The organism is Brachybacterium atlanticum, assembly GCF_025669985.1.
Lineage (GTDB): Bacteria > Actinomycetota > Actinomycetes > Actinomycetales > Dermabacteraceae > Brachybacterium > Brachybacterium conglomeratum.
This window is the reverse complement of record NZ_JAKJJW010000008.1, coordinates 18564-39667: the sequence shown is the minus strand read 5'-3', so window position 1 is coordinate 39667 and position 21104 is coordinate 18564. Positions and strand designations below refer to the sequence as shown.

Annotated in this window: 19 protein-coding genes and 1 riboswitch; of the genes, 8 read left to right on the top strand and 11 right to left on the bottom strand. The window is 74.3% G+C overall.

The window, feature by feature from the left end; genetic code table 11:
* Nucleotides 1–71: 71 nt before the first annotated feature.
* The 3 genes from L3K22_RS05655 to L3K22_RS05645 form a co-directional block, all read right to left on the bottom strand.
* Nucleotides 72–1148, bottom strand: coding sequence for a lactonase family protein (locus L3K22_RS05655; RefSeq protein ID WP_263310539.1), 1077 nt, complete (start codon nucleotides 1146–1148; stop codon nucleotides 72–74).
* Nucleotides 1145–2647, bottom strand: coding sequence for a threonine/serine exporter family protein (locus tag L3K22_RS05650; protein ID WP_259881361.1), 1503 nt, complete (start codon nucleotides 2645–2647; stop codon nucleotides 1145–1147). The genes L3K22_RS05655 and L3K22_RS05650 overlap by 4 nt, the downstream gene beginning before the upstream one ends.
* A gap of 92 nt (nucleotides 2648–2739) precedes the next feature.
* Nucleotides 2740–3030: a DUF3017 domain-containing protein gene (locus L3K22_RS05645; protein WP_263310538.1), complete on the bottom strand. Its 291-nt coding sequence runs from the start codon at nucleotides 3028–3030 to the stop codon at nucleotides 2740–2742.
* An 84-nt stretch (nucleotides 3031–3114) separates the two neighbouring features.
* Here L3K22_RS05645 and aspA point away from each other — a divergent pair, with 84 nt between their 5' ends.
* Complete coding sequence (aspA, locus tag L3K22_RS05640; RefSeq protein WP_263310537.1) at nucleotides 3115–4647, top strand: aspartate ammonia-lyase; 1533 nt, start codon at nucleotides 3115–3117, stop codon at nucleotides 4645–4647.
* A 74-nt stretch (nucleotides 4648–4721) separates the two neighbouring features.
* On the opposite strand, the gene ppk2 is transcribed toward aspA, so the two are convergent.
* From ppk2 to purN, 3 genes are all read right to left on the bottom strand, one after another.
* Nucleotides 4722–5627: a polyphosphate kinase 2 gene (ppk2, locus tag L3K22_RS05635; RefSeq protein ID WP_263310536.1), complete on the bottom strand. Its 906-nt coding sequence runs from the start codon at nucleotides 5625–5627 to the stop codon at nucleotides 4722–4724.
* 183 nt (nucleotides 5628–5810) lie between these two features.
* Complete coding sequence (gene purH, locus L3K22_RS05630; protein ID WP_263310535.1) at nucleotides 5811–7466, bottom strand: bifunctional phosphoribosylaminoimidazolecarboxamide formyltransferase/IMP cyclohydrolase; 1656 nt, start codon at nucleotides 7464–7466, stop codon at nucleotides 5811–5813.
* A 29-nt stretch (nucleotides 7467–7495) separates the two neighbouring features.
* Nucleotides 7496–7577: riboswitch (ZMP/ZTP riboswitch) on the bottom strand.
* A 123-nt stretch (nucleotides 7578–7700) separates the two neighbouring features.
* Nucleotides 7701–8273: a phosphoribosylglycinamide formyltransferase gene (gene purN, locus L3K22_RS05625; protein WP_259881355.1), complete on the bottom strand. Its 573-nt coding sequence runs from the start codon at nucleotides 8271–8273 to the stop codon at nucleotides 7701–7703.
* Between the two features lie 157 nt (nucleotides 8274–8430).
* On the opposite strand from purN, the gene L3K22_RS05620 reads away from it, so the two are divergent.
* Nucleotides 8431–8859 (top strand): hypothetical protein, encoded by a 429-nt coding sequence (locus L3K22_RS05620; protein WP_126986329.1) that lies wholly within the window; start codon nucleotides 8431–8433, stop codon nucleotides 8857–8859.
* On the opposite strand, the gene L3K22_RS05615 is transcribed toward L3K22_RS05620, so the two are convergent.
* Complete coding sequence (locus L3K22_RS05615) at nucleotides 8837–10306, bottom strand: cell division protein PerM (RefSeq protein ID WP_263310534.1); 1470 nt, start codon at nucleotides 10304–10306, stop codon at nucleotides 8837–8839. The two genes, L3K22_RS05620 and L3K22_RS05615, sit on opposite strands and share 23 nt — an antisense overlap.
* A gap of 159 nt (nucleotides 10307–10465) precedes the next feature.
* Between L3K22_RS05615 and L3K22_RS05610 the strand changes: the two genes are divergently transcribed.
* A complete protein-coding gene (locus L3K22_RS05610) occupies nucleotides 10466–11764 on the top strand; it encodes an isochorismate synthase (protein ID WP_263310533.1) in 1299 nt (432 codons plus the stop codon).
* Nucleotides 11765–11876: 112 nt separating this feature from the next.
* Here the strand turns inward: L3K22_RS05610 and L3K22_RS05605 are convergent, their stop codons facing one another.
* Genes L3K22_RS05605 through L3K22_RS05595 form a run of 3 tightly spaced genes read right to left on the bottom strand, consistent with a single transcriptional unit; the run spans nucleotide 11877 to nucleotide 16162 of the window.
* Entirely contained in the window at nucleotides 11877–13310 is a 1434-nt protein-coding gene (locus tag L3K22_RS05605; protein ID WP_263310532.1) for a S1C family serine protease, read from the bottom strand.
* A gap of 22 nt (nucleotides 13311–13332) precedes the next feature.
* On the bottom strand, nucleotides 13333–15150 hold the full coding sequence (gene menD / locus L3K22_RS05600; protein WP_263310531.1) for a 2-succinyl-5-enolpyruvyl-6-hydroxy-3-cyclohexene-1-carboxylic-acid synthase: 1818 nt from the start codon (nucleotides 15148–15150) through the stop codon (nucleotides 13333–13335).
* Between the two features lie 34 nt (nucleotides 15151–15184).
* Nucleotides 15185–16162 (bottom strand): o-succinylbenzoate synthase, encoded by a 978-nt coding sequence (locus L3K22_RS05595; protein WP_263310530.1) that lies wholly within the window; start codon nucleotides 16160–16162, stop codon nucleotides 15185–15187.
* A gap of 174 nt (nucleotides 16163–16336) precedes the next feature.
* Here L3K22_RS05595 and L3K22_RS05590 point away from each other — a divergent pair, with 174 nt between their 5' ends.
* From L3K22_RS05590 to L3K22_RS05575, 4 genes are all read left to right on the top strand, one after another.
* Complete coding sequence (locus L3K22_RS05590) at nucleotides 16337–16504, top strand: hypothetical protein (RefSeq protein WP_263310529.1); 168 nt, start codon at nucleotides 16337–16339, stop codon at nucleotides 16502–16504.
* Nucleotides 16501–17496 (top strand): 1,4-dihydroxy-2-naphthoyl-CoA synthase, encoded by a 996-nt coding sequence (locus L3K22_RS05585; protein WP_263310528.1) that lies wholly within the window; start codon nucleotides 16501–16503, stop codon nucleotides 17494–17496. Before L3K22_RS05590 ends, L3K22_RS05585 begins: the two co-directional genes overlap by 4 nt.
* A 1-nt stretch (nucleotide 17497) precedes the next feature.
* On the top strand, nucleotides 17498–18856 hold the full coding sequence (locus L3K22_RS05580; RefSeq protein WP_263310527.1) for an AMP-binding protein: 1359 nt from the start codon (nucleotides 17498–17500) through the stop codon (nucleotides 18854–18856).
* Between the two features lie 271 nt (nucleotides 18857–19127).
* Nucleotides 19128–20024: a 1,4-dihydroxy-2-naphthoate polyprenyltransferase gene (locus L3K22_RS05575; protein WP_263310526.1), complete on the top strand. Its 897-nt coding sequence runs from the start codon at nucleotides 19128–19130 to the stop codon at nucleotides 20022–20024.
* Between the two features lie 95 nt (nucleotides 20025–20119).
* Here L3K22_RS05575 and L3K22_RS05570 read toward each other — a convergent pair whose 3' ends face one another.
* Nucleotides 20120–20488, bottom strand: coding sequence for a DUF4229 domain-containing protein (locus L3K22_RS05570; RefSeq protein WP_263310525.1), 369 nt, complete (start codon nucleotides 20486–20488; stop codon nucleotides 20120–20122).
* 211 nt (nucleotides 20489–20699) lie between these two features.
* Between L3K22_RS05570 and L3K22_RS05565 the strand changes: the two genes are divergently transcribed.
* A complete protein-coding gene (locus tag L3K22_RS05565) occupies nucleotides 20700–21086 on the top strand; it encodes a PLD nuclease N-terminal domain-containing protein (protein ID WP_263310524.1) in 387 nt (128 codons plus the stop codon).
* Nucleotides 21087–21104: the final 18 nt, after the last annotated feature.

Below are 21104 nucleotides of genomic sequence, written 5' to 3'. Positions count from 1 at the left end.
GGTCCGGTGCGGGGCCGCTCACTGGAGCCCCGGGAGACCGCTCCCGGGACGCGGTCCTCAGGCCGCGGTCCTCAGGCCACGGGACGCACCGCGAGGCACGCGACCGACGGAGCGGGGATCGGCTCCCCGACCCGAGACAGCTCCTCGCCGCGACGGCGCAGCACGTCGATCCGGTCGCCCTCCTGCGCGGCGACCAGCACCAGGTCGCCCCACTGGGTGAAGTGACGCGGGTGCGCGCCCACCTCGACCTCGGCCACGCGCTGCGGCCGCATCGCGTCGAGGGAGAGCAGGGAGAGGGTGTCGGGGCCGCGGTTGGCGACCAGCAGCGCGGACTCGTCGGCGACGAGCTCGATGTGGGAGAGCGCGGCGGCGGACTCGCTGCCGCTGGCCGGCATCATCGAGCGCACGGCCCAGCGGCGCGGCGCCTGCGGCATGACGGCGGGGACGGAGCGGGGCGAGGCCTCGTGGGCCCGCACGGCGGTGGCGACCATGCCGGAGAGCTCGCAGGCGATGTGGATCTGCTCGGACTCGTGGTCGGCCACGAGATGGCGCGGCCCGTTCCCCCGGCTCAGCGAGATCTCCCCAGCGATGTCGATCATGCCGCCGGCGCCCTGGCGGTACAGCATCACGCGGTCCAGGCCGAGGTCGGGGACGGCGAGGGCCTCCGTGCCGGGCAGCGCCACGACCTGGTGCGGGTGCGGCGCCGTCTCCGCGATGCCGTCGATCAGCTCGTGGTGGTCGTCGAGGTCGATCTGCGCGGTGGGCAGGCCCTCCTCGTCCAGGCCCACCGTCGCCACGGAGCCGGAGCCGTACTGGGCGATCACGAGGGAGCGGCCGTCGCTGCCGTGGGCGAGGTGGCAGCCGCCCGCCCCGTCCAGCGCGAGGTCCGCGACGACCTCCGCCCGTGCTCCGTCCTCGTCCACGCGCAGGGTGACCACCCGCGTCGGCTCGGTCTCGAGCACCGCGTGCAGCAGGGTGCCGTCCTCGCTCCACAGCACGAAGGAGGGGTCGGGCAGGTCGACGGCGGCACGACGCTCGACGGCGAGGCCCTGCTCGTCGGACCGCAGGGCCAGCAGCTCGATGCCGCGGCCGCGTCCGGTGCCGCTGGTGGAGTAGCCGGCGACGGCCAGCAGTGCGTTCTCGGTCATGGGACCTCCTCGTCCTCGTCGCGGCGCTCCCCGCGGTCGCGGTCCACGAGATCCGCGGGGGGCTCGAGGTCGTCGAGCAGGTCCGCGTCCTCGAACAGAGCCGGTGACAGCGCCGTCATCTCTCCGGTCATCGTAGACGGCTCGATCACCGCAGTGCCGCGACGGCGCCGCATCGACCGCGTCCCGAGCGAGAGGCGGCGACGGCGCAAGGTGGTGAAGGGCGAGGAGATCGCCGGGGTGTAGGCGATGCCGCTGCGGCGGAAGTAGGGCATGATCCGCGAGGAGATGAGCTGGCCGAGCACCACGCCCGCGGCGATCGCGATCGCGATCTGCGCCGCCTCGAGCAGCTCGGAGATGCCCACCGAGAGGTCGTCCTGCAGCCCGAGCAGGCCGCGGTAGATCCGGCTGCCGGGCACCAGCGGGATCACCCCTGCCATGACGAAGGCGAGCGAGGGGGCGCGCACCCGGTCGGCGAGCGCGGTCGCGACCAGGCCGGTGAGGAAGGCGGCGACGCCGACGGCGACGGTGCGGTCGTGCAGCGTCCCGGCGATCAGGTGCGAGACGAGGCCCGAGCCGGCGGCGACCAGCGCGGCCATCAGCAGCAGCCGGGGCGGGGTCTGGGTGCCGACGCCGTAGCCGAGCCCCATGCCGAGCCCCGAGATCAGCACCACCAGCGCCGTCGTGATCGACAGCGGCATCGACGCGGTCACGGAGATGTCCGCGCCGATCGCGTCGGCCGCGAGCAGCCCGGCGCGCACGCCCACCACGATGCCGACGGTGAGCATGAGCGTCTCGAGCATGCGTCCCGCGGCGGTGATGTACCAGCCCGTCACCGCGTCCTGCACGGCGCTGATCGAGGAGAGCCCCGCGAGCTGCACGATCAGGCACGAGACCACGACGATCGAGGAGTTCTCGGTGGGGTCGATCGCGCTGACCCCGATCGCGGCGGCGACGGCGACGAGCCCGCCGAGCGCCTGGCTGTAGAACGGCGGGATGCTCCACCGGGCCAGCAGCTCCGCCGCCGCGATCAGCAGCCCGGCGGCGAGGGTCGCGGCGACCACGACGAGGCTGCCGGCGCCGAAGCTGAGCGCGGCCGCGCCGCCCATCACCGCGAAGCCCGCGACCACGAGCACGAGCCGGTACAGCGGCTGGCGCTGCGGGATCGCGGCGGCCCGGTGCCGGGCCTCGTCCAGCGGCAGCTCCCCGGAGAGGTACTGGTGGGAGATGTCCTCGAAGGCGGCCAGGCGCGCGAAGTCCTGGGTCCGCTCCCCTGCCGAGCGGACCCTCGTGAACGGGGTCGCGGACTCGTCGGCGAGATAGGAGATCGTGACCTCGTTGAAGGTGACCTGCACGGAGACGTTGCGCAGGCCGGACGAGCTGGTCACCCGCAGCACCGTCGCGGTGACCTCCGAGGCGGCGGCACCGTTGGTGAGCAGGCCCTCCCCGATCCTCATCGCGAGGTCGAACACGGCATGGAGCCGGGCGGAGTCGGTGGGCACGGACCGATCGTCCCACACCGCGGGCGGGCCCCGCTCCCGCCGGCGGGCCGACGAAGCTCACACCCCGACGGGCCCTCCCGGAGCGCTTCGGGTCAGAGGTTCGGCGAGGTGCTCAGCACCGCGATGCCGAGCGCGAGAGCGAGCAGCACCGCGACGTCGAGGCCGCGGGAGCGGACGGCGAGCGCGCCGACCGCCCGCACCGGCAGCAGGGCCCGCATCAGCGCGAGGACCAGCAGCAGGGCCGCCAGGAGCACGCCGGCCAGCGGCGCCGATAGCGTCGCCCCGATCAGGACGATCAGCGCGAGCGCGGGCAGGGCGAGGGCGAGCACCGTCTGCCGCCGGAAGGCGGCGCGGAGCGTGTGGGGGGATCGGGGCGCGCGCACCCGGCCATCGTACGGTCCCCGCCCCGCTACCCTGGCAGGGGCCGGCAGAGCCGTCGGCCACAGCGACATCCGGAGGATCCCACGATGACCAGCCCCGGTGCGACGTCGACCGGCACCCGCCGTGAGCACGACCTGCTCGGAGACCGCGACGTCCCGGACGATGCCTACTACGGCGTCCAGACCCTGCGTGCGAACGAGAACTTCCACATCACGGGGGTGCAGCTGCAGCACTTCCCCCGGATGATCGAGGCCCTCGCCCAGGTCAAGCGTGCCGCCGCCCGCGCCAACCATCGCCTGGGGGCGCTCGACGACGAGCGCTTCGCCGCGATCGACCGCGCCTGCGAGGAGATCATCGGCGGCGCCCTCCACGAGCACTTCATCGTGGACATGATCCAGGGCGGGGCCGGCACCAGCACGAACATGAACGCCAACGAGGTGATCGCCAATCGCGCGCTGGAGATCCTCGGGCACGAGAAGGGGCAGTACGACCGGCTGCACCCCAACAACCATGTCAACCTCGGCCAGTCCACCAACGACGTCTACCCCACGGCGATCCGGCTGACGATCATGCTGTCCTTCCCTGCGCTGGCCGAGTCGATGGACCACCTGATCTCCACCCTGCGCGCCAAGGGGGAGGAGTTCTCCTCCGTCCTGAAGATGGGTCGCACCCAGCTGCAGGACGCGGTCCCGATGACCGTGGGCCAGGAGTTCCACGCCTGGGCCACCACGATCGAGGAGGACGTCCAGCGCCTCACCCGCACCGCGACGCTGTTCCAGGAGATCAACCTCGGCGCGACGGCGATCGGCACCGGCATCACGTCTGATCCGCGCTATGCGGCGATGGCCACGGCCGAGCTCGCCGAGCTGACCGGGGTGCCCTTCGTGGTCTCCGCCGATCTGGTCGAGGCCACCAGCGATACCGGCGCCTTCGTGACGTTCTCCGGGATCCTCAAGCGCATCGCGGTGAAGATCTCGAAGATCTGCAACGACCTGCGCTTGCTGAGCTCCGGGCCGCGTGCCGGCCTGCACGAGATCAACCTGCCGGCCGTGCAGCCGGGCAGCTCGATCATGCCCGGCAAGGTGAACCCGGTGATCCCGGAGGTCGTCAACCAGGTCGCCTACGAGGTGATCGGCAACGATCTCTCGGTGACCTTCGCGGCCGAGGGAGGTCAGCTGCAGCTGAACGTGTTCGAGCCGGTGATCGCCTTCAACATCCTCGAGTCCACGCAGATCATGACTCGGGCGATGAACACCCTCGCCGACCGCTGCGTCGCCGGGATCACCCTGAACGAGCAGGTGCTGGAGGACTATCTGCACCGCTCGATCGGGGTGGTCACGGCACTGGTGCCGGTGATCGGGTACGCGGCCGCGACGGAGGTCGCGGAGGAGGCGCTGGTGACGGGCCGTCCGGTCCGGGACCTGGTGCTCGAGCGCGGCCTGCTGGACGAGGCACGTCTGGCCGGGCTGCTCTCCCCCGCCTCGATGACCTCGCCGCACCGGGCGACGGCCACCGGCACCATCCCGGCGCTCGACGAGGAGCCGGAGCCGGCCGCCGCGCCGGAGCAGCCCGACTCGGGCGAGGTGGCGCTGCCGCCCACGGAGCGCCTGGACTTCTGAGCCGCACCGGAGAGCCGACGGGCCGGTCACCCCGGGGGTGACCGGCCCGTCGCACGAGCGGCGCCGTCAGCGGCTCACTCGTCGGCCTCCTCCATCTTCCCGCGCATGACCAGCTTCGGGTCCGGGCTCCCCACGGTCTCGTGGTCCTTGTCCTCGTACTCGAACTGGGAGAGGAAGTAGCGCATCGCGTTCAGACGGGCGCGCTTCTTGTCGTTGGAGCGGATGATCGTCCACGGCGCGTACTTCTTGTCCGTGCGGCGGAACATCTCCTCCTTGGCCTCGGTGTAGGCCTCCCAGCGGTCCAGCGACTCCAGGTCCATCGGGGAGAGCTTCCAGCGCCGCACCGGGTCCAGCTGCCGGATCGCGAAGCGGGTGCGCTGCTCCTTCTGCGAGACGGAGAACCAGAACTTGGTGAGGTGGATGCCGGAGTCCACCAGCATCCGCTCGAAGTGGGGGACCTGGTTCATGAAGGTCTCGTACTGCTCGGGGGTCGCGAAGCCCATCACCCGCTCGACGCCGGCGCGGTTGTACCAGGAGCGGTCGAAGAGCACCATCTCGCCCTCGGTGGGCAGGTGCTGGACGTAGCGCTGGAAGTACCACTGGCCGCGCTCGCGGTCGCTGGGCTTGTTCAGCGCGACGACGCGGGCGGTGCGGGGGTTGAGGTGCTCGGTGAAGCGCTTGATCGTGCCGCCCTTGCCGGCCGCGTCGCGCCCCTCGAAGATGATGACGGCCTTCTGGTCGTTGTCCTCGAGCCAGTACTGGAACTTCAGCAGCTCGACCTGGAGCTGGTACTTCTGCAGCTCGTACTCCTCCCGGTCCATCCGGGTCTCGTACGGGTACCCCTCCTGCCAGGTGTAGACCGGGTTCCCCTGCGGGTCGATCAGGTCCGGGTCCGGGGTGTGGCCGTCCTTGACCGAGTACCCCTCCTCGCGCAGGTGCTCGATGTACTCGCGCAGGCTCTGGTTGTCGGGGATCTTCACGGTCACTCCTTCGGCGCTCGCTGGTGGATGCGCCCAAGCTTAGAGGTCACGGATGGACCGGAGGTGAACAGAGGTCCTCCGCCATCGGGGAGCCCTGCCCGGGATCGGCGCAGGCCGACGCGGGCAGGGCGGGGCGGCGCCGCCTGGCCGGGCCGGGAGGCGCGGACGGGCGGTGCCGGGCGGTCAGTGGGCGAAGTGGCGGGTGCCGGTGAGGTAGAGCGTGACGCCCGCGGCACGGCACGCCTCGATCACCTCGTCGTCGCGGATCGAGCCGCCGGGCTGGACGATCGCCCGCACCCCGGCGTCCAGCAGGATCTGCACCCCATCGGCGAAGGGGAAGAAGGCGTCCGACGCGGCGACCGCGCCGCGGGCCCGCTCCGGCGCGGCCTCGCCCTCGGCGTGCTCGCCGAGGGTGTTGGCGCGGGAGACGGCCAGGCGGCAGGAGTCCAGGCGGTTGACCTGGCCCATCCCGATGCCGACGGCGGCGCCGTCCGCGGCCAGCAGGATCGCGTTGGACTTCACGGCGCGCACCGCGCGCCAGGCGAACTCGAGGTCGGCGAGGGTCGCCTCGTCGGCCGCCTCGCCCGCGGCGAGCGTCCAGCCGGCGGGGGCGTCGCCGCCTGCGTCGATGCGGTCCGCGTCCTGGATCAGCATGCCGCCCCAGATCTCGCGCATCTCGACGCCGCGGGAGTACTCCCCCTCGAGCTTCAGGATGCGGAGGTTCTTCTTGGTGCGCAGCAGCTCGAGGGCCTCGTCCTCGTAGCCGGGGGCGAGGATCACCTCGGTGAAGATCGGCTTGACCTGCTGGGCCATGGTGAAGGTGACCGTGCGGTTCGCGGCGATCACGCCGCCGTAGGCGGAGACGGGGTCGGTGCCGTGGGCGCGGGCGTGGGCGAGGGCGATGTCCTGGCCCTCGTCGACCACGGCGACGCCGCAGGGGTTGTTGTGCTTGACCACGGCGACGGCGGGGCGAGCGTGGTCGTGGGCGGCGCGCACCGCGGCGTCGGCGTCGACGTAGTTGTTGTAGCTCATGGCCTTGCCGCCGAGCTGCTCGGCGCCCGCGATCCCGGGGACGGTCTCGTCGGTGACGGCGAGCCGGGCCCTCTGGTGGGGGTTCTCGCCGTAGCGGAGGGTCGCGGTGATGCCGAGCTCTGCGGCGTCCGCGTCGGAGAGGTCGAGGATCGAGGGGATCTCGACGTCGTCGGCCTCGACCTCGGGCTCGGCGGACGCGTCGTCCTCGGCGAGCTGGCCGAGCATCCAGTCGCTGATCGCCTCGTCGTACTCGGCGGTGCGGGTGAAGGCGATGGTGGCGAGCTCCTGGCGCTCGGCGAGGGTGAAGCCGCCCTCCTCCGCGGCCTCGGCCGCGATCGGGTAGCCCTCGGGGTCCACGACCACGGCGACGGAGGCGAAGTTCTTCGCGGCGCCGCGCACCATGGTCGGGCCGCCCACGTCGATCTTCTCGATGATCTCGGCGAAGCTGCCGCCGGCGGCGACGGTCTCGGCGAAGGGGTAGAGGTTCACGACCACGAGGTCGAAGGGGGCGATGTCGTGCTCGGCGAGCTGGTCGCGGTGGGACTCCAGGCGCTGGTCGGCGAGGATCCCGCCGTGCACGCGCGGGTGGAGGGTCTTGACGCGGCCGTCGAGCATCTCAGGGAAGCCGGTGACGGTCTCGACCTCGGTCACGGCGATGCCGGCGTCGCGGATCGTGGAGGCGGTGGAGCCGGTAGAGACGATCTCCGCGCCCTGCTCGGCGAGGGTGCGGGCGAGGTCGACGATGCCGGTCTTGTCGAAGACGGAGAGGAGGGCTCGGCGGATCGGGCGGCGTTCTGCGGTGCTCACGTGGCGTGCTCCTGTTCGGATCTGCTTGCGGAGGGCACCCAGGCGGTCGATGCCCCCGACGTCACAACACTCCCCGGTGGTCCCCCACCTGCGCCAGTCGTGTGGGGCCCAGCCTAGCGGTCCGCGCGCCCGTCCCCGACCCCGGCGGGCATCGACGAGACGGGGCGCGGGTCCCGGCGGGCGGGAGCGGAACGGTGCCGCGTGCTTCCGCCGGGACGGGGCGGGCCGGAGGCGTCAGCGGGCGGCGGTGAGGCGTCGCACGACCTCGACCAGCAGCGGCTGCTCGACGGCCTTGATCCGCTCGTGGAGGGCCTCCTCGGTATCCTCCTCGAGCACGTCCACGGCGCGCTGGGCGAGGATCCGCCCGGTGTCCACGCCCGCGTCGACCTCGATCACGCTGCAGCCGGTGACCTTCACGCCGTGGGCGAGGGCGTCGCGCACGCCGTGGGCGCCGGGGAAGGCGGGCAGCAGGGCGGGGTGGGTGTTGATGATCCGGCCGCCGAAGGACTCGAGCAGCGGGGGGCCGACGAGCTTCATGAATCCGGCGAGCACCACGAGCTGCGGGTCGTGGGCGGCGACGGCGGCGGTGAGGGCGCGGTCCCAGGCGGCGCGGTCGGGGTGGTCGCGCAGGGCCACCACCTCGGTGGGGATGCCGGCGGCGCGGGCGTGCTCGAGGCCGGAGGCCTCGCGGTCGGCGAGGACGGCGACCACCTCGTAGGGGCACTGCTCCTCCGCCGCGGCGGCGAGGAGGGCGGCGAGGTTAGAGCCGGTGCCGGAGATCAGGACGACGACAGGGGTGCGGGTCACCGTCCCAGGGTAGTGCGCGGTGCGGCCGGGGCCCGCTGAGACGGCGGGGCCGGGGGCAGGGGCCCGCGGCGGCGGTGGAGCCAGGGGCCCGCCGCGGCGGCGGTGCGGGACGCCGTCACGCCGGCCGGCTGACAGCGTCTTCCGCGGGCACGGCACAATGGGTGGGGTGAACAGCGATCCCGACTCGTCCCCGCGCTCCGACGTCACCCCGGAGAGGCGCCATCGCCGCCGGGTGGGCGCGCTCGCGATCGCGCTGCTCGCCTCGTGGCTGCTGATGATGATGCCGCTGCCGCTCTCGCTGCTGGCGGGGGTGACCGGGCTGGTCGCGCTCGTGCTGCTGGTGCCGGTGATCGTCCAGTCGGTGAAGGACCGGCGCTGGTCGATGGTGGTGATCGGGGGTCTGCTCGGCGTCCCGGCGACGCTGATGATCATCTCCGGGGCGCTGCTGAGCACCCTCTTCTACGGCCCGCTCGCCGAGCTCGAGGAGTGCCGCGCCTCGGCGATCACGGAGCAGTCGCGCACCGCCTGCGACTCCGAGGCGCAGGGGTCGATGGTCGACTGGCTCAGCGGCCTGCTCGGGGGCTGAACGGGTCCTCGTCCGCGTCGTCCGCGCTCGAGGCGTTCCGTTCCCGGTCGCGGTCGAGATCCTCGTACTGATCGTCGCGGTCCTCGGCGCCCTCGTCCCGGGCGTTCAGGTCCGACGAGTGCTCGTCGTCGGCCGTGTCCGCGACCTCGTCCCTCGCGCCGTCGGCGCCCTCTCCGCGCTCCTCGGACTCGGCGGCGTCCACGCGCTCGCGCAGGGAGGCGATGGTGCGCCGCGTCCACGGCACGAGGTCCGTGGCGAGGACGGCGAGCACGAGCCCGGTCGCGAGCACGACCACGCCCAGCAGCGGCAGCACGAGGGTGCCCATGGCGGGGCCGAGGTGCACCAGGCGGCCGTCGCCGATCCCGCCGGTGGTGAGCCCGGCGAGCAGCAGCACCGCGACGACCACCACGACCGGGTAGGTGATCCAGGCCGTGATCTGCTCGCGCCGCTCGAGCTCGGCCACGTCCCGCACCAGGGAGACGGCGCCGAGGCCGACGGCGAGCGCGGGCACCAGCATCAGCGCCCAGGTCGCTCCCGGCAGGTCGCCCGGCTCGGGCAGCGCACCGAGGATCGGGAGGGCCGGCAGCACGCCGGTCTGGACCTCGCCGAGGGAGATCCCGGTGGAGGTGCCCACCACGACCGTGCCGCCCAGCAGCACCACCAGCGCCCACACAGCCAGCAGCGGCAGCAGCGCGAGCTGCAGCAGCGTGAGCACCAGGCCGCCGACGATCCCGGGGTCGAGCTGGTCGAAGAGCGCGGACTGGGCCGGCACGTGCGTGAGCATCAGGACCAGCACCAGCAGCATCCCGGCGCCGAACAGGCCCAGCACCGCCAGCAGCGCGGAGCGGGCGACCGCGCCGTAGGGGGCGGGCAGCAGCTCGAGCACCCGCACGCCCGGCACCGCCGTGGTGGGCTCGCGCCGCAGCGACCACAGCAGGCCGATCAGTCCGCCGCCGACGGCGACCAGCGCCCCGGAGACGACGCCGGAGGTCACCATCGGCGCGGCATCGGCGCTGCGGCCGATCGCCGCGAGCACGGCGAGACCGATCGCATGGGTCCCGCCGAAGGCGGCGAGGGAGACGCCCGCATCCCGCAGCGCCCCGACGCGCAGCACGCCGTCGCCGCGCACGAGCTCGAGGCGGTGGCCGACCCGGCGCAGCGACAGCGCGGCCAGGAGCACGAGCAGGATCTGCAGGCCGACGGGGGTGAGCGTCACCGCCCCGTCGATCACGCCGGTGCTCAGCACGACCCCGCCGCCGTGCCCGAGCACCAGGACGTTCAGCGCGATCAGCACGGCGTCCAGCGCGGTGGCGCTCGAGGCGGTGCCGGCGGCCTGCGCCGCCAGCGCCGGCACGACCACCACGGCCAGGCCGATCCCGAGCACGGACAGCGCCGCGAGGAGCCCGCGCACCAGGGGCGTCGTGATGCTGTCGCCGTCTGTGCTCACGCGATGCTCCTCGGGAGGTGGGGGGAAGGCGCCCGGTCGGTGCCGGGCCCGCGGTCTCTCGCCGGACCATGGTCGCACCTCGCCCCCTCCGCAGGACGCATCCGGGGACGGGACGCGGGTCACGGCGCGGCGGCGCGGGGGTGTCGCATAATGACACGGATGTCCGCTCCTCTCACTCTTCCCGACCTCTCCGCGCCCGCCTCCGCGACGCCGCTCGTGCGCACCGTGCGGATCGAGGAGCCGGTGGACCTGCTGGGCCATGTCCCCGCGGAGGTCTCCGGCGCCTGGCTGCGGCACGGCCAGGGACTGGTGGCCGTGGGCCGGGCCTGGTCGGTGCGCACCACCGGCCCGGACCGCTTCGCGGCCGCGAGCGCCGCCTTCCGCGGCCTCGCCTCCCGCGCCCGGATCGACGACGAGGTGCGGGTGCGCACCAGCGGCCTGATCGCGCTGGGCTCCTTCTCCTACGCGGGCGCCTCCGAACGCCCCTCGACGCTGCTGGTGCCGCGCGCGCTGCTCGGCGTCCACGACGGGGAGGCCTTCCTCACGGTCGTCGGGATCGACGAGGAGCCGGAGCTGCCGGCCTCCTGGCGCGACCTGTTCCCCTCCTCCCCCGTCGACGTGCCCGCGGCCGCGCCGCTCGAGCTCGAGGCGGACCACACGCCCGACGAGTACCAGGCGCTGGTCCAGCAGGCCGTGGAGGAGATCCGCTCCGGCGCCGCCGAGAAGGTCGTGCTCTCCGAGCGCACCTCGGTGCGCACCCCGGAGCCGCTCTCCCCCGCCCTGCTGCTCACGCGGCTCGCCCGCGCCTACCCGAGCACCTGGGTGTACCACCTCGAGGACGTGATCGGCGCGAGCCCGGAGATGCTCGCCCAGACGGAGGACGGGAGGGTCTTCTCGCGCGTGCTGGCAGGGTCCCGGCCGGCGGACGACGACGGCGAGCTCGACGAGGCGGACCGTCGGGCGTTCCGCGCCGATCGCAAGGAGCGCTCCGAGCACGCCTATGCGGTGGACTCCGTGGTCGAGCGGCTCGAGGACCTCGCCGCGGAGATCGAGGTCTCCGCGGAGCCGTTCGTGCTGCGCCTGCCGGGGCTCGAGCACCTCGCTTCGGACGTCTCGGCCCGCCTGCACGAGGGGGTGACGAGCCTGGACGTCGCCGCGCGCCTGCATCCCTCGGCGGCGGTCTCCGGCACCCCGCGCGAGCAGGCCGACGAGATCATCGCCCGCCTCGAGCCGCGCGACCGCGGCGGGTACGCGGCCCCCGTGGGCTGGATGGACGCGAGCGGCGACGGCCAGTGGGCGATCGCGCTGCGGATGGCGCATCTGACCGGTGAGCGCTCCGCGGTGCTGCAGGCCGGGGGCGGTCTGGTCGCGGCCTCCGACCCGGTCTCCGAGCATGCCGAGGCGCTCGCGAAGTGCCGTCCGATGCTGCGGGCCCTGCGCGGCGACGCCGAGGCCTGAGGTCCGGGGCGCGGCGCCCGAGGGCACGACGCGAGAGCACAGCACGAGGGACCGCGCCGCCCGGCACGTCGCCGCCCGAGCGACGGCCGGGCGGGCACGAGGTCTCCGCTGCTCAGCCCTCCCGGGCTGCGAGGGTGATCTCGAGCGTCTGCACCTTCCCGTCGCGCACCAGCTCGAGCGTATGGGTGGAGCCGACCTCGAGGCCGCGCACGATGCCGGTCAGGGCGCCCGCCCCGCCGACGGGGGTGTCGTCGATCCCGGTGATGAGGTCCCCCTCGGCCAGTCCCGCCTCCGCCGCGGGGCTGCCCGGCTCCACGGCGACGACCTCCGCGCCGCGGTAGCCGGCGCTGCCGTCGTCGGCCGTGCCGTCGGTGGTGGTCACGCCGACGAAGGCGTGCTGGACGGTGCCGCCGTCCTGGAGCTGCTCGGCGATCAGCATCGCCGTGTTCGCGGGGATCGCGAAGCCGAGCCCGATGCTGCCGGCCTGCCCGGACTCGTTGGGGATCGAGGCGATCGCGGTGTTGATGCCGATCACCTGCCCGGCGGCGTCCACGAGCGGTCCGCCGGAGTTGCCGGGGTTGATCGCGGCGTCGGTCTGGATCGCGGAGGTGAACGTGGTGTCGGAGCCGTCGGTCTCCTCGCCGGTGGCGCTGACCGGCCGGTCCAGCGCCGAGACGATGCCGGTGGTGACCGTGTTCTCGAGGCCGAGCGGGGTGCCCAGCGCCATCACGGGCTGGCCCACGACCACGGTGGAGGAGTCCGCGAAGGTCGCGGGCTGCAGATCCTCGGGCGGGTCCTCCAGGCGGATCACGGCGAGGTCGGTCGAGGGGTCGGTGCCCACGACGCTCGCGGCGAAGCTGCGTCCGTCGCTGGTGGTGACCTGCAGGGACTCGGCGTCGCCGGCGACGTGGTCGTTGGTGAGGATCGTGCCGTCCTCGTCGAGGACCACGCCGGTCCCCTGGCTGGTGCCGGAGCCGGTGGAGGAGAGGATCGAGACGGCGCTCGGGGAGACCTGCTCGGAGATCGCGGCCCAGTCCGGGTCCTCCGCAGTGGTCGTCGCGGCAGGTCGCGCCTCGGAGGTCTGAGAGCCCTGCGCGGCGGCGACCGGCTCGTCGCCCTGCAGCTGGTCGTAGGCGACGACGCCGCCGAGGGTGAGGCCGCTGGAGAGCAGCATCCCGGCGAGCACGAGGGCGCTGGTCCCGCCCCAGCCGGGCCCGCGGCGGGGCGCGGCCTTCCCGGCGGCCCCGGCGGCGATCGGCGCAGGGGCGCCGGAGCCGGCAGCGGCGGCCCCGTGGACGGCGTGATCGAACGGGGAGGCGGTGGCCGGGAGCTGCTCGGTCGCCTCGGCCGACGAAGCGCCCTGGACCGGAGCCGCGCCGTAGGCCGGGCCTGCGCCGTAGGCCGGACCTGCGCCGTAGGACGCGGCGTAGGGGGACGCCCCGTCGTCGGGAGCAGGGCTGCCGTAGGCCGGGGTCGTGCCGTACGGGGCATCCGGGGTCCCGGCGCTCGGGTCGCGGGGCGGCTGCGGGGCGTGCTCGTCGTTCATGGGGTCATGTCACCACTCGCGCTCAAGAGTTCCTCGGGACCTCGCTGGGCGGCTCCTGGACGACGAGCACCCGCAGCCCCTGCGTGGGTTCGGCGAGCGCCGTCGGCAGCGCGTCGGCCTCGAGAGTCCGTGCGTCGGCGCCGAGTCCCGCGGCGACCGCGGCGATGTCGGCGCCGTGCGGGGTGGTGAAGAAGCGGCGCAGCAGCGCGGGCGGGGCCGCGGCGTGCTCGAGGCCGGAGAAGATGCGGCCCCCGCCGTCGTCGACGACGATCACGTCGAGGTCGGGGCGCGGCTCCTCGGGGCCGATGAGCAGACCGGTGAGGTCGTGGAGGGCGGTGAGGTCGCCGACGAGGAGCCGGGTGCGGCCCCGCTCCCCCGGCTCGTCCCGCGCGACGCGGGCCAGGGCGAGGCCGCCGGCCATGGCGGTGGTGCCGTCGATCCCGGCGAGGCCGCGGTTGGCGATCACCTGCGCAGAGGTGGGGCCGGCGTGCTGCTCGAGGTCGCGCACGAGACTCGAGGAGCCGAGCACGAGCAGGTCGCCCGGCCCGGAGGCCTCCCACACGGCGAGCGCGGCGCGCTGCTGCCACGGCTGCGGCAGCCGGGCTGCGGCGGCGTCGGCCGCGGTGCGCCACGCCTGGATCCACGCGCGGCGCTGTGCCAGATCGTTCTCCGGGGCGTCGGGCGCGGCCGGCGCGACACCGGGTGAGGCCGCTTCCTGTCCGGGACCGAGTGCGTCCTGCCCGGTCCCGGTCGCCTCCTGTTCCGTCCCGGGGAGCTCCTGCCCGATCGCGGCGGGGACCACGAGGCTCGCGCGGCGGGCCACGTCGGGCCAGTCCGGATGCGGGTCCACGACGACCACCTCGACGTCGGCCGCGCCCAGGAGCGCGCCGACGACCGGCCGGGACAGCGTGGGGTGACCGAGCACGATCGCACGGCGGGGGCGCAGCGGGTGCCCGGGATCGGCCATCACCTCGCGCAGCAGGGCCGTATAGCGGGGGACGAGGCTCTGCGCCGTGAGCGCGCCGGAGCTCGGCTCGGCCAGCAGCGGCAGGCCGTGCGCATCGGCGAGCGCGGCGGCGGCCGGTCCCGCCCCGTCCCCGGCGACGACGACGGTGCGGGAGTCGACCGGGACCGGCTGCGGGGCGGGCGCCGGGGCGGGGACGCGCCGCGTGAGGACGATCCGTTCGGGCACCGCGGTCCTGTCGGGCTGCTCCGATTCCTCTGCGCGAGGCACGAGCGGGTCGCGGAAGGAGAGGTTCAGGTGCACGGGACCGGGGTGCTCCCCGGTCGCGGCGGCGAGGGCGCGGGCGGCGGTGGAGACGGCGGTGCGCAGCTCGACCGGGCTCGCCGCCTCGGCGGTCGGGGCGGGCAGGTCCACGGCCAGGCGCACCAGCGAGCGGAACATGCCGGCCTGGCGAGTGGTCTGGTTCGCGCCGACCTCGCGCAGCTCGGCAGGCCGGTCCGCGGTGAGCACGAGCAGCGGGATCCGCGAGTGGTGCGCCTCCATCACGGCGGCGTGGAGGTGCGCGGTGGCGGTGCCGGAGGTGGTCACGACCGCGGCGGGCCGGGCGGGATCCAGGCGGCCGAGACCCAGGGCGGTGAAGGCGGCGGCGCGCTCGTCGATCCGCACGTGGGCACGGATCCGACCGGCCACCTCGTCGGCCGCGAGGCCGTAGACCAGCGGCGCGGAGCGGGAGCCGGGGGCGAGCACCGCCTCGGCCAGTCCGAGCTCCGCGAGTGCGGACCAGACCGCGACCTCCTGGTCCACCGCGCCGGAGCCGGTGGGTCGGGGCGCGGGGATCGTCAGCGGTGCGGGGATCGGGGCGGAGGGCTCGTGCACCCCGTCAGGGTAGTCCCGGCCTGCTCACGTGCTGTCAGAGCAGGCCGGCGCAGGCCGCGAGCCGCTCCTCCCAGCGTGCGGCGAGGGCGTCGTCGGCCGCGTGGCGGGCGAGCAGCTCCTCGCTCGGCGCCGTCCGGCCGACGCGCAGCGTGCCGCCGGTCGCGTGCAGCGGCTGCGGGGCGAGGTCGCCGGTGAGCAGGGTCGCGGTCGCGAGGCCGCAGGCGTGCGGCAGCTCCGGCAGCGCCGCGGCGAGGGCGAGCCCCGCGCCGAGGCCGATGCTCGACTCGAGCGCGCAGGAGACCACGACCGGCAGCCCCGCCTCCTCGGCCAGCTCGAGGCATCGGGTGACGCCGCCGAGCGGCTGGACCTTCATCACCAGCAGGTCGGCGGCCTCGGCCCGCGCGACCCGCAGCGGGTCCTCCGCCCGGCGCACGGACTCGTCGGCCGCGACCGGGATGTCGAGGGCGCGGCGCAGCGCGGCGAGGTCCTCGAGCGCGGCGCAGGGCTGCTCGGCGTACTCGAGCCCGCCCGCGGCCCGGTCCAGGACGGGCAGCGCCTCGAGCGCCTCCTCGTACGTCCAGGCGGCGTTCGCATCGATGCGGATCCGGGCGTCCGGGCCCATCGCGTCGCGGACGGCCTCGAGCCGCTGCACGTCGGAGGCGAGGTCGGAGCCGGGATCGGCGACCTTCACCTTCGCCGTCCGCGCCCCGCCGACCGTCGCGATCCGCGCCGCGAGCACCGGCGGGAGCACCGGGATCGTGGCGTTGACCTCGATCCGATCGCGCAGCGGGGCGGGGCGGGGCGTCGTCGCGTCCTCGAGGGCGGCGCGCAGCCAGGCCGTCGACTCGGCCGCGTCGTAGTCCCAGAACGGGGAGAACTCCGCCCAGCCCTCCGGGCCGCGCAGCAGCAGGCCGTCACGCTCGGTGATCCGGCGGAACCGGGTGGTCATCGGGATGGACCAGGAGTGGACGCGGTCGATGCCGCGCTCGCGGAGGGCAGGGGGAATGAGCATGTTCCCGAGAGTAATGAGCGTGCGCCGCGCGTACGAGGCACGGCACGATGAGGCGATGCAACCCATCGCGGTCGTGGACTCGCGTCCCGGGCGGCCGCCACCGTCGCGGACCAGGCGCTGACGCCGACGGCCGGCGGCGGATGGGGCCTCGAGAGGCTCGAGCTCGGACACCGGGTGAACAATCCCGCCTCCGCGGCGGTCGCCCGCGCGGCAGGCTTCGTCGACGAGGGGGTCGAGCGCGGGAAGTTCCTGATCGACGGCGAGCGCCTCGACGTGCGCATCTGCGGAAGGCTGCGCAGCGATCCGCGGCCCGCGCTGCCCGGACTACCCTGGAGGCCATGACGACCCCGCCCTCTCCGCTGCCCCGTCGGGTCTCCGACACCTTCGACCCCCGCCGCTGGCGGGAGGTGCCGGCGCAGGAGCACGGCGGGCCCGAGCTCACCGACATCACCTACCACCGCGCCGTGGAGCGGATCGAGTCGCCCGACGGAGAGCTGACCTCCCGGGACCTCCCGACGGTGCGGATCGCCTTCGACCGTCCCGAGGTGCGCAACGCCTTCCGCCCCCACACGGTCGACGAGCTGTACCGGGCGCTGGACCATGCCCGGCTCGACACCGGGGTGGGCGTGATCCTGCTGACCGGCAACGGCCCCTCCCCCAAGGACGGCGGGCACTCCTTCTGCTCCGGCGGCGACCAGCGGATCCGCGGCCGTGCCGGCTACGAGTACGCCGCAGAGGAGGCTGTGGAGGAGACCGGTTCCGTGCGCACCCGTTCCGCCGGCCGCCTCCACATCCTCGAGGTGCAGCGCCTCATGCGCACCATGGGCAAGGTCGTGATCGCGGTCGTGAACGGCTGGGCAGCCGGCGGCGGGCACTCCCTGCACGTGGTCGCGGACATGTCGATCGCCTCCCGCGAGCACGCCCGCTTCAAGCAGACCGACGCGAACGTCGGCTCCTTCGACGGCGGCTACGGCTCCGCCTATCTCGCCAAGCAGGTCGGTCAGAAGCGCGCGCGGGAGATCTTCTTCCTCGCCGAGGAGTACTCCGCCCAGGACGCCTACGACTGGGGTGCCGTGAATCGGGTCGTCGACCACGCACGGATCGAGGAGGAGGCCCTCGCGATGGCCGCGACCATCGCGACGAAGTCCCCGCAGGCGATACGGATGCTGAAGTTCGCCTTCAACCTCGCCGACGACGGCCTCATGGGCCAGCAGGTCTTCGCCGGGGAGGCGACGCGGCTGGCGTACATGACCGACGAGGCCGCCGAGGGCCGCGACGCCTTCCTCGAGAAGCGCGACCCCGACTGGACCTCCTTCCCCCACCCGCAGGGCTGAGATGGCCGCGCCCGTGCCCGACGGCCCCGCCTCCCTGCCCTGGCTGGTCCCGCCCGGCTACGACGCCTCCGCCGCCTCTCTCGCCGCGCACTCCGAGGCGATCGACGAGGTGATGGCGGGCCGGGCGCGCCTGTGGCTCGGGCCCTTCCCCGCCCCCGACACTCTGCCCGCCGGACTCGAGGACACAGCGCTGGTGGTCCCGACCTCCGGATCGACCGGGACCGCGAAGGCCGTCGCGCTCAGCCTCGCCGCGCTGACGGCCTCGCAGGACGCGACCGCGCAGCTCTTCGCCGCCGACGGCACCGCCCCGGACTCCCGCGGGCACGGGTTCTGGCTGCCGCTGCTGCCGCCGACGCACATCGCCGGGGTGCAGGTCCTCGCCCGCGCCCATCGCACCGGCCAGGTGCTGGGCCTTCCGGGGCCCGCCCTGCCGGATCCGCTGCCGGACCTGCGCGGCCATTTCGACGCCGCCGCCTTCGTGGAGCTCGCCGGACCCGTCCTCGAGCAGGCGGAGCGGGCCGGGCTGCCCGCGTTCACCTCCCTCGTCCCCACCCAGCTCACCCGCATCGTCACCGGCGCGACCGGGGACGACGCCCGCGCCCGCAGCCTGCTGAAGCGCTTCGCCGCCGTGCTCGTCGGCGGAGCGGCGACCAGCACCGACGTCCTCGCCCGCGCCCGCGGCCAGCGGATCCCGGTGCGCACCACCTACGGCTCCTCCGAGACCGCGGGAGGCTGCGTCTACGACCGTCGGCCGCTGCCCGGGGTGTCCCTGTCGGTGCTCGACCCCGACGAGTCCGGCGCGGGCCGGCTGCGGATCTCCTCCCCCACCCTCGCCCTCGGCTATCTCACCGAGGGCGGCGGCACCGACGGCGGAGTGTTCGCCGGCGCCTCCCCGTCGGCCGACGGGCCGGCCGCCGACGCCGCAGTCTCCGGCGCTGTGGTCTCCCGCGAGAGCGCGGACCGCGCCTTCCTCACCTCCGACCTCGCCGAGATCGGGGACGACGGTGCGCTGACCGTGCTGGGCCGGGCCGACGACGTGATCAACACCGGCGGACGCAAGGTCCTCCCCCAGGACGTCGAGCGCGCGATCGACCACTCCCTCATGCTGCGCGGTCTGGTCCGCGCCGCCGTCGTGGTCGGGGTGCCCGATCCGGAATGGGGCCAGCGGGTCGAGGCGCTGGTCACCCTCGAGGAGGGCACAGACCCCGCGGAGGCCTCGGCGCTCGTCCGCTCCGCGCTGCGCACCACCGAGGTGCCCGCGCACATGATCCCCAAACGGGTCCACGTCGTCGAGGAGCTTCCGCTGCTGGGCATCGGCAAGGTGGACCGCGCCGCCGCCCGCCGCCTCGCCGGCGGCTGAGGGTCCGCTGCCCCGCCCTGCCCGTCGGCCGCGCCGTCGGAGAGGCCGCGGAGCCCGTGCGCCACAGCCGTCGAGCAGAGCGGCGGCGGAACATCGGAGCTGCCCGGCATCGGGCCGATCTTTTTCTGCATCGCGGCGGCCCGGCATCCGGGTGGCCCGGTGCTCGTCACTCGGGTCACGACTCACAGTCGACGGGACGGTCCGGGGCCGCGCCGCGGCGTAAGCTCGTCGGGGCCGTCGACCGCCGGCCCTAGCACGCGTGAGGAGCACGATGGCCAGCCTGCCGCAGTGGGTGGAGGGCGCCCGCCCGAAGACCCTCCCCGCCGCCCTCGCCCCCGTCGCCGCCGGAACCGGCGTCGCCGTGTGGCAGCTCGGCGAGCTCACCGGATCGGTCGACTGGGCGCTGGTGATCCCCCGGGCGCTGCTGGCCCTCGCCGTCTCCTTCTCGCTGCAGATCGGCGTGAACTTCGCCAACGACTACTCCGACGGGATCCGCGGCACGGACGACGACCGGGTCGGTCCCTTCCGCCTCACCGGCTCCGGCGCCGCCCGCCCCGCGACCGTGAAGCGCGCCGCGATCATCTCCCTCGCCCTCGGCGGCCTGTTCGGCGTCGGGCTGGTGGCCGTGGCGCAGATGTGGTGGGCGCTGGTCGTCGGTGCCGCCGCGATCGCCGCAGCCTGGTTCTACACCGGCGGCAGGAAGCCCTACGGCTACCTGGGCCTCGGCGAGCTCTTCGTGTTCGTGTTCTTCGGTCTCGTCGCCGTCAACGGCACGGCGCTCGCGATCACGGGCCGCCCCTCCTGGGCGGCGCTGCTCGCCTCGGTCGCGATCGGGCTGCTCGCCGTCGCGCTGATGCTCACCAACAACCTGCGCGACATCCCCACCGACGCCGCCTCCGGCAAGAGGACCCTCGCGGTCCGGCTCGGCGAGCGCGGCACCCGCCTGCTCTACACCACGACGCTGCTGGCGCCCTTCATGCTCATGGTGCCGGTGATCATCGCGCACCGGCCCGCAGCGCTCGTGCTGCTCGCCCTGCCGCTCGCCATCGGTCCGGTGCGGAAGGTGCTCGGCGGGACGGGGGGCCGGGACCTGATCCCCGTGCTCGGCGCGACCGGACGGCTCGAGCTGGTGTTCTCGCTGCTGCTGCTCGTCGGCCTGGTGCTCTGACCTCGTCGGCCCGCGCGACGCAGCATTCGGGGAGCGACGGGCCCCTAGCCGAGGGCACAGGGCACAGGGCAGCGCGCTGAGCGCCCTGGGAGGGCTCAGGCCCTGGTGTCCCCGTCGCTCGTGCCGTCCTCGGGGAGGTCGGGCAGGTCCGCGGGGCCTGCGGCGGAGCCCCCCGCCCGGGTCTCTCCGTCGATCCGGACCTCGTCGGCGAAGAGCCCGTCCTCGTACTGGGCGTCCTCGTCCACGGTCTCGCCGCGCTTCTCGACCCTGCGCTCGTGCGCGAGCTTCCAGCGCATCGCCGCGGCGTCCCGCAGACGGTCCAGGAACAGGATCGAGATCAGCATCGCGATCAACGCCGCGAGCACGCCGGCGAGCATCACGCCCACCCCGATCACGGTGAGCACCCACCACAGGGCTATCCACAGGCCCAGGCGGATGACGGCGTAGAGCAGGAACTGTCGCATCGCTCCAGACTAGGTCCCCCGCCCGGGAACCCGCTGTCCGCGGAGGCGGCTCGGGGCCAGGATCACGCCGCGGGACTGCGGGCCGCGAGCCGTGCCGCGGGCGCGACGGGCAGCCCTGCCTTTCTCCGGTCCCGTCCCGCGTTCCCGCTCGGTCCCCGGTCCGGTCCACAGTCCCCGGCCCCGTCCCAGGTCCGCGCCCTAGACTGTCCCCATGGCCCGCGGCATCCTGGCAGTCCTCTCGATCGCCCTGACCGTCTTCGCACTCGCCGACTGTGTGCAGACCCAGGACGACAAGGTCAGAGGTGTGCCGAAATGGGCATGGATCGCGTTGATCGTGCTGATCCCCTGGGTAGGACCGCTCACCTGGCTGTTCGTGGGCAAGGAGCGCTCCTGGGGCCGAGGCTCCTCGGGCAGTCCCGGTCCGCGGCGCGACGGCCCCCTCGCCCCCGACGAGGATCCCGAGTTCCTGCGCAAGCTCGACGAGGACATCCGCCGCGAGCGTCGCGAGCGTCGCGAGCGCGGCGAAGGCCCCGGCGACTCCGGCGAGCCCGACGACGGCCCCGGCGACAGCGGGACCGACACCGGCCGCAGCGCCTGAGCAGGCCGGGCCGGGAAG

What these genes read in the sequence shown, in the direction of transcription:
- L3K22_RS05580 (WP_263310527.1), top strand. Translation starts at nt 17,498, where the DNA reads ATGGCCGCGCCCGTGCCCGACGGCCCCGCCTCCCTGCCCTGGCTGGTC.
- L3K22_RS05605 (WP_263310532.1), bottom strand. Translation starts at nt 13,310, where the DNA reads ATGAACGACGAGCACGCCCCGCAGCCGCCCCGCGACCCGAGCGCCGGG.
- L3K22_RS05570 (WP_263310525.1), bottom strand. Translation starts at nt 20,488, where the DNA reads ATGCGACAGTTCCTGCTCTACGCCGTCATCCGCCTGGGCCTGTGGATA.
- L3K22_RS05595 (WP_263310530.1), bottom strand. Translation starts at nt 16,162, where the DNA reads ATGCTCATTCCCCCTGCCCTCCGCGAGCGCGGCATCGACCGCGTCCAC.
- L3K22_RS05575 (WP_263310526.1), top strand. Translation starts at nt 19,128, where the DNA reads ATGGCCAGCCTGCCGCAGTGGGTGGAGGGCGCCCGCCCGAAGACCCTC.
- L3K22_RS05655 (WP_263310539.1), bottom strand. Translation starts at nt 1,148, where the DNA reads ATGACCGAGAACGCACTGCTGGCCGTCGCCGGCTACTCCACCAGCGGC.
- L3K22_RS05620 (WP_126986329.1), top strand. Translation starts at nt 8,431, where the DNA reads ATGGGTGGGGTGAACAGCGATCCCGACTCGTCCCCGCGCTCCGACGTC.
- L3K22_RS05565 (WP_263310524.1), top strand. Translation starts at nt 20,700, where the DNA reads ATGGCCCGCGGCATCCTGGCAGTCCTCTCGATCGCCCTGACCGTCTTC.
- aspA (WP_263310537.1), top strand. Translation starts at nt 3,115, where the DNA reads ATGACCAGCCCCGGTGCGACGTCGACCGGCACCCGCCGTGAGCACGAC.
- L3K22_RS05585 (WP_263310528.1), top strand. Translation starts at nt 16,501, where the DNA reads ATGACGACCCCGCCCTCTCCGCTGCCCCGTCGGGTCTCCGACACCTTC.
- L3K22_RS05610 (WP_263310533.1), top strand. Translation starts at nt 10,466, where the DNA reads ATGTCCGCTCCTCTCACTCTTCCCGACCTCTCCGCGCCCGCCTCCGCG.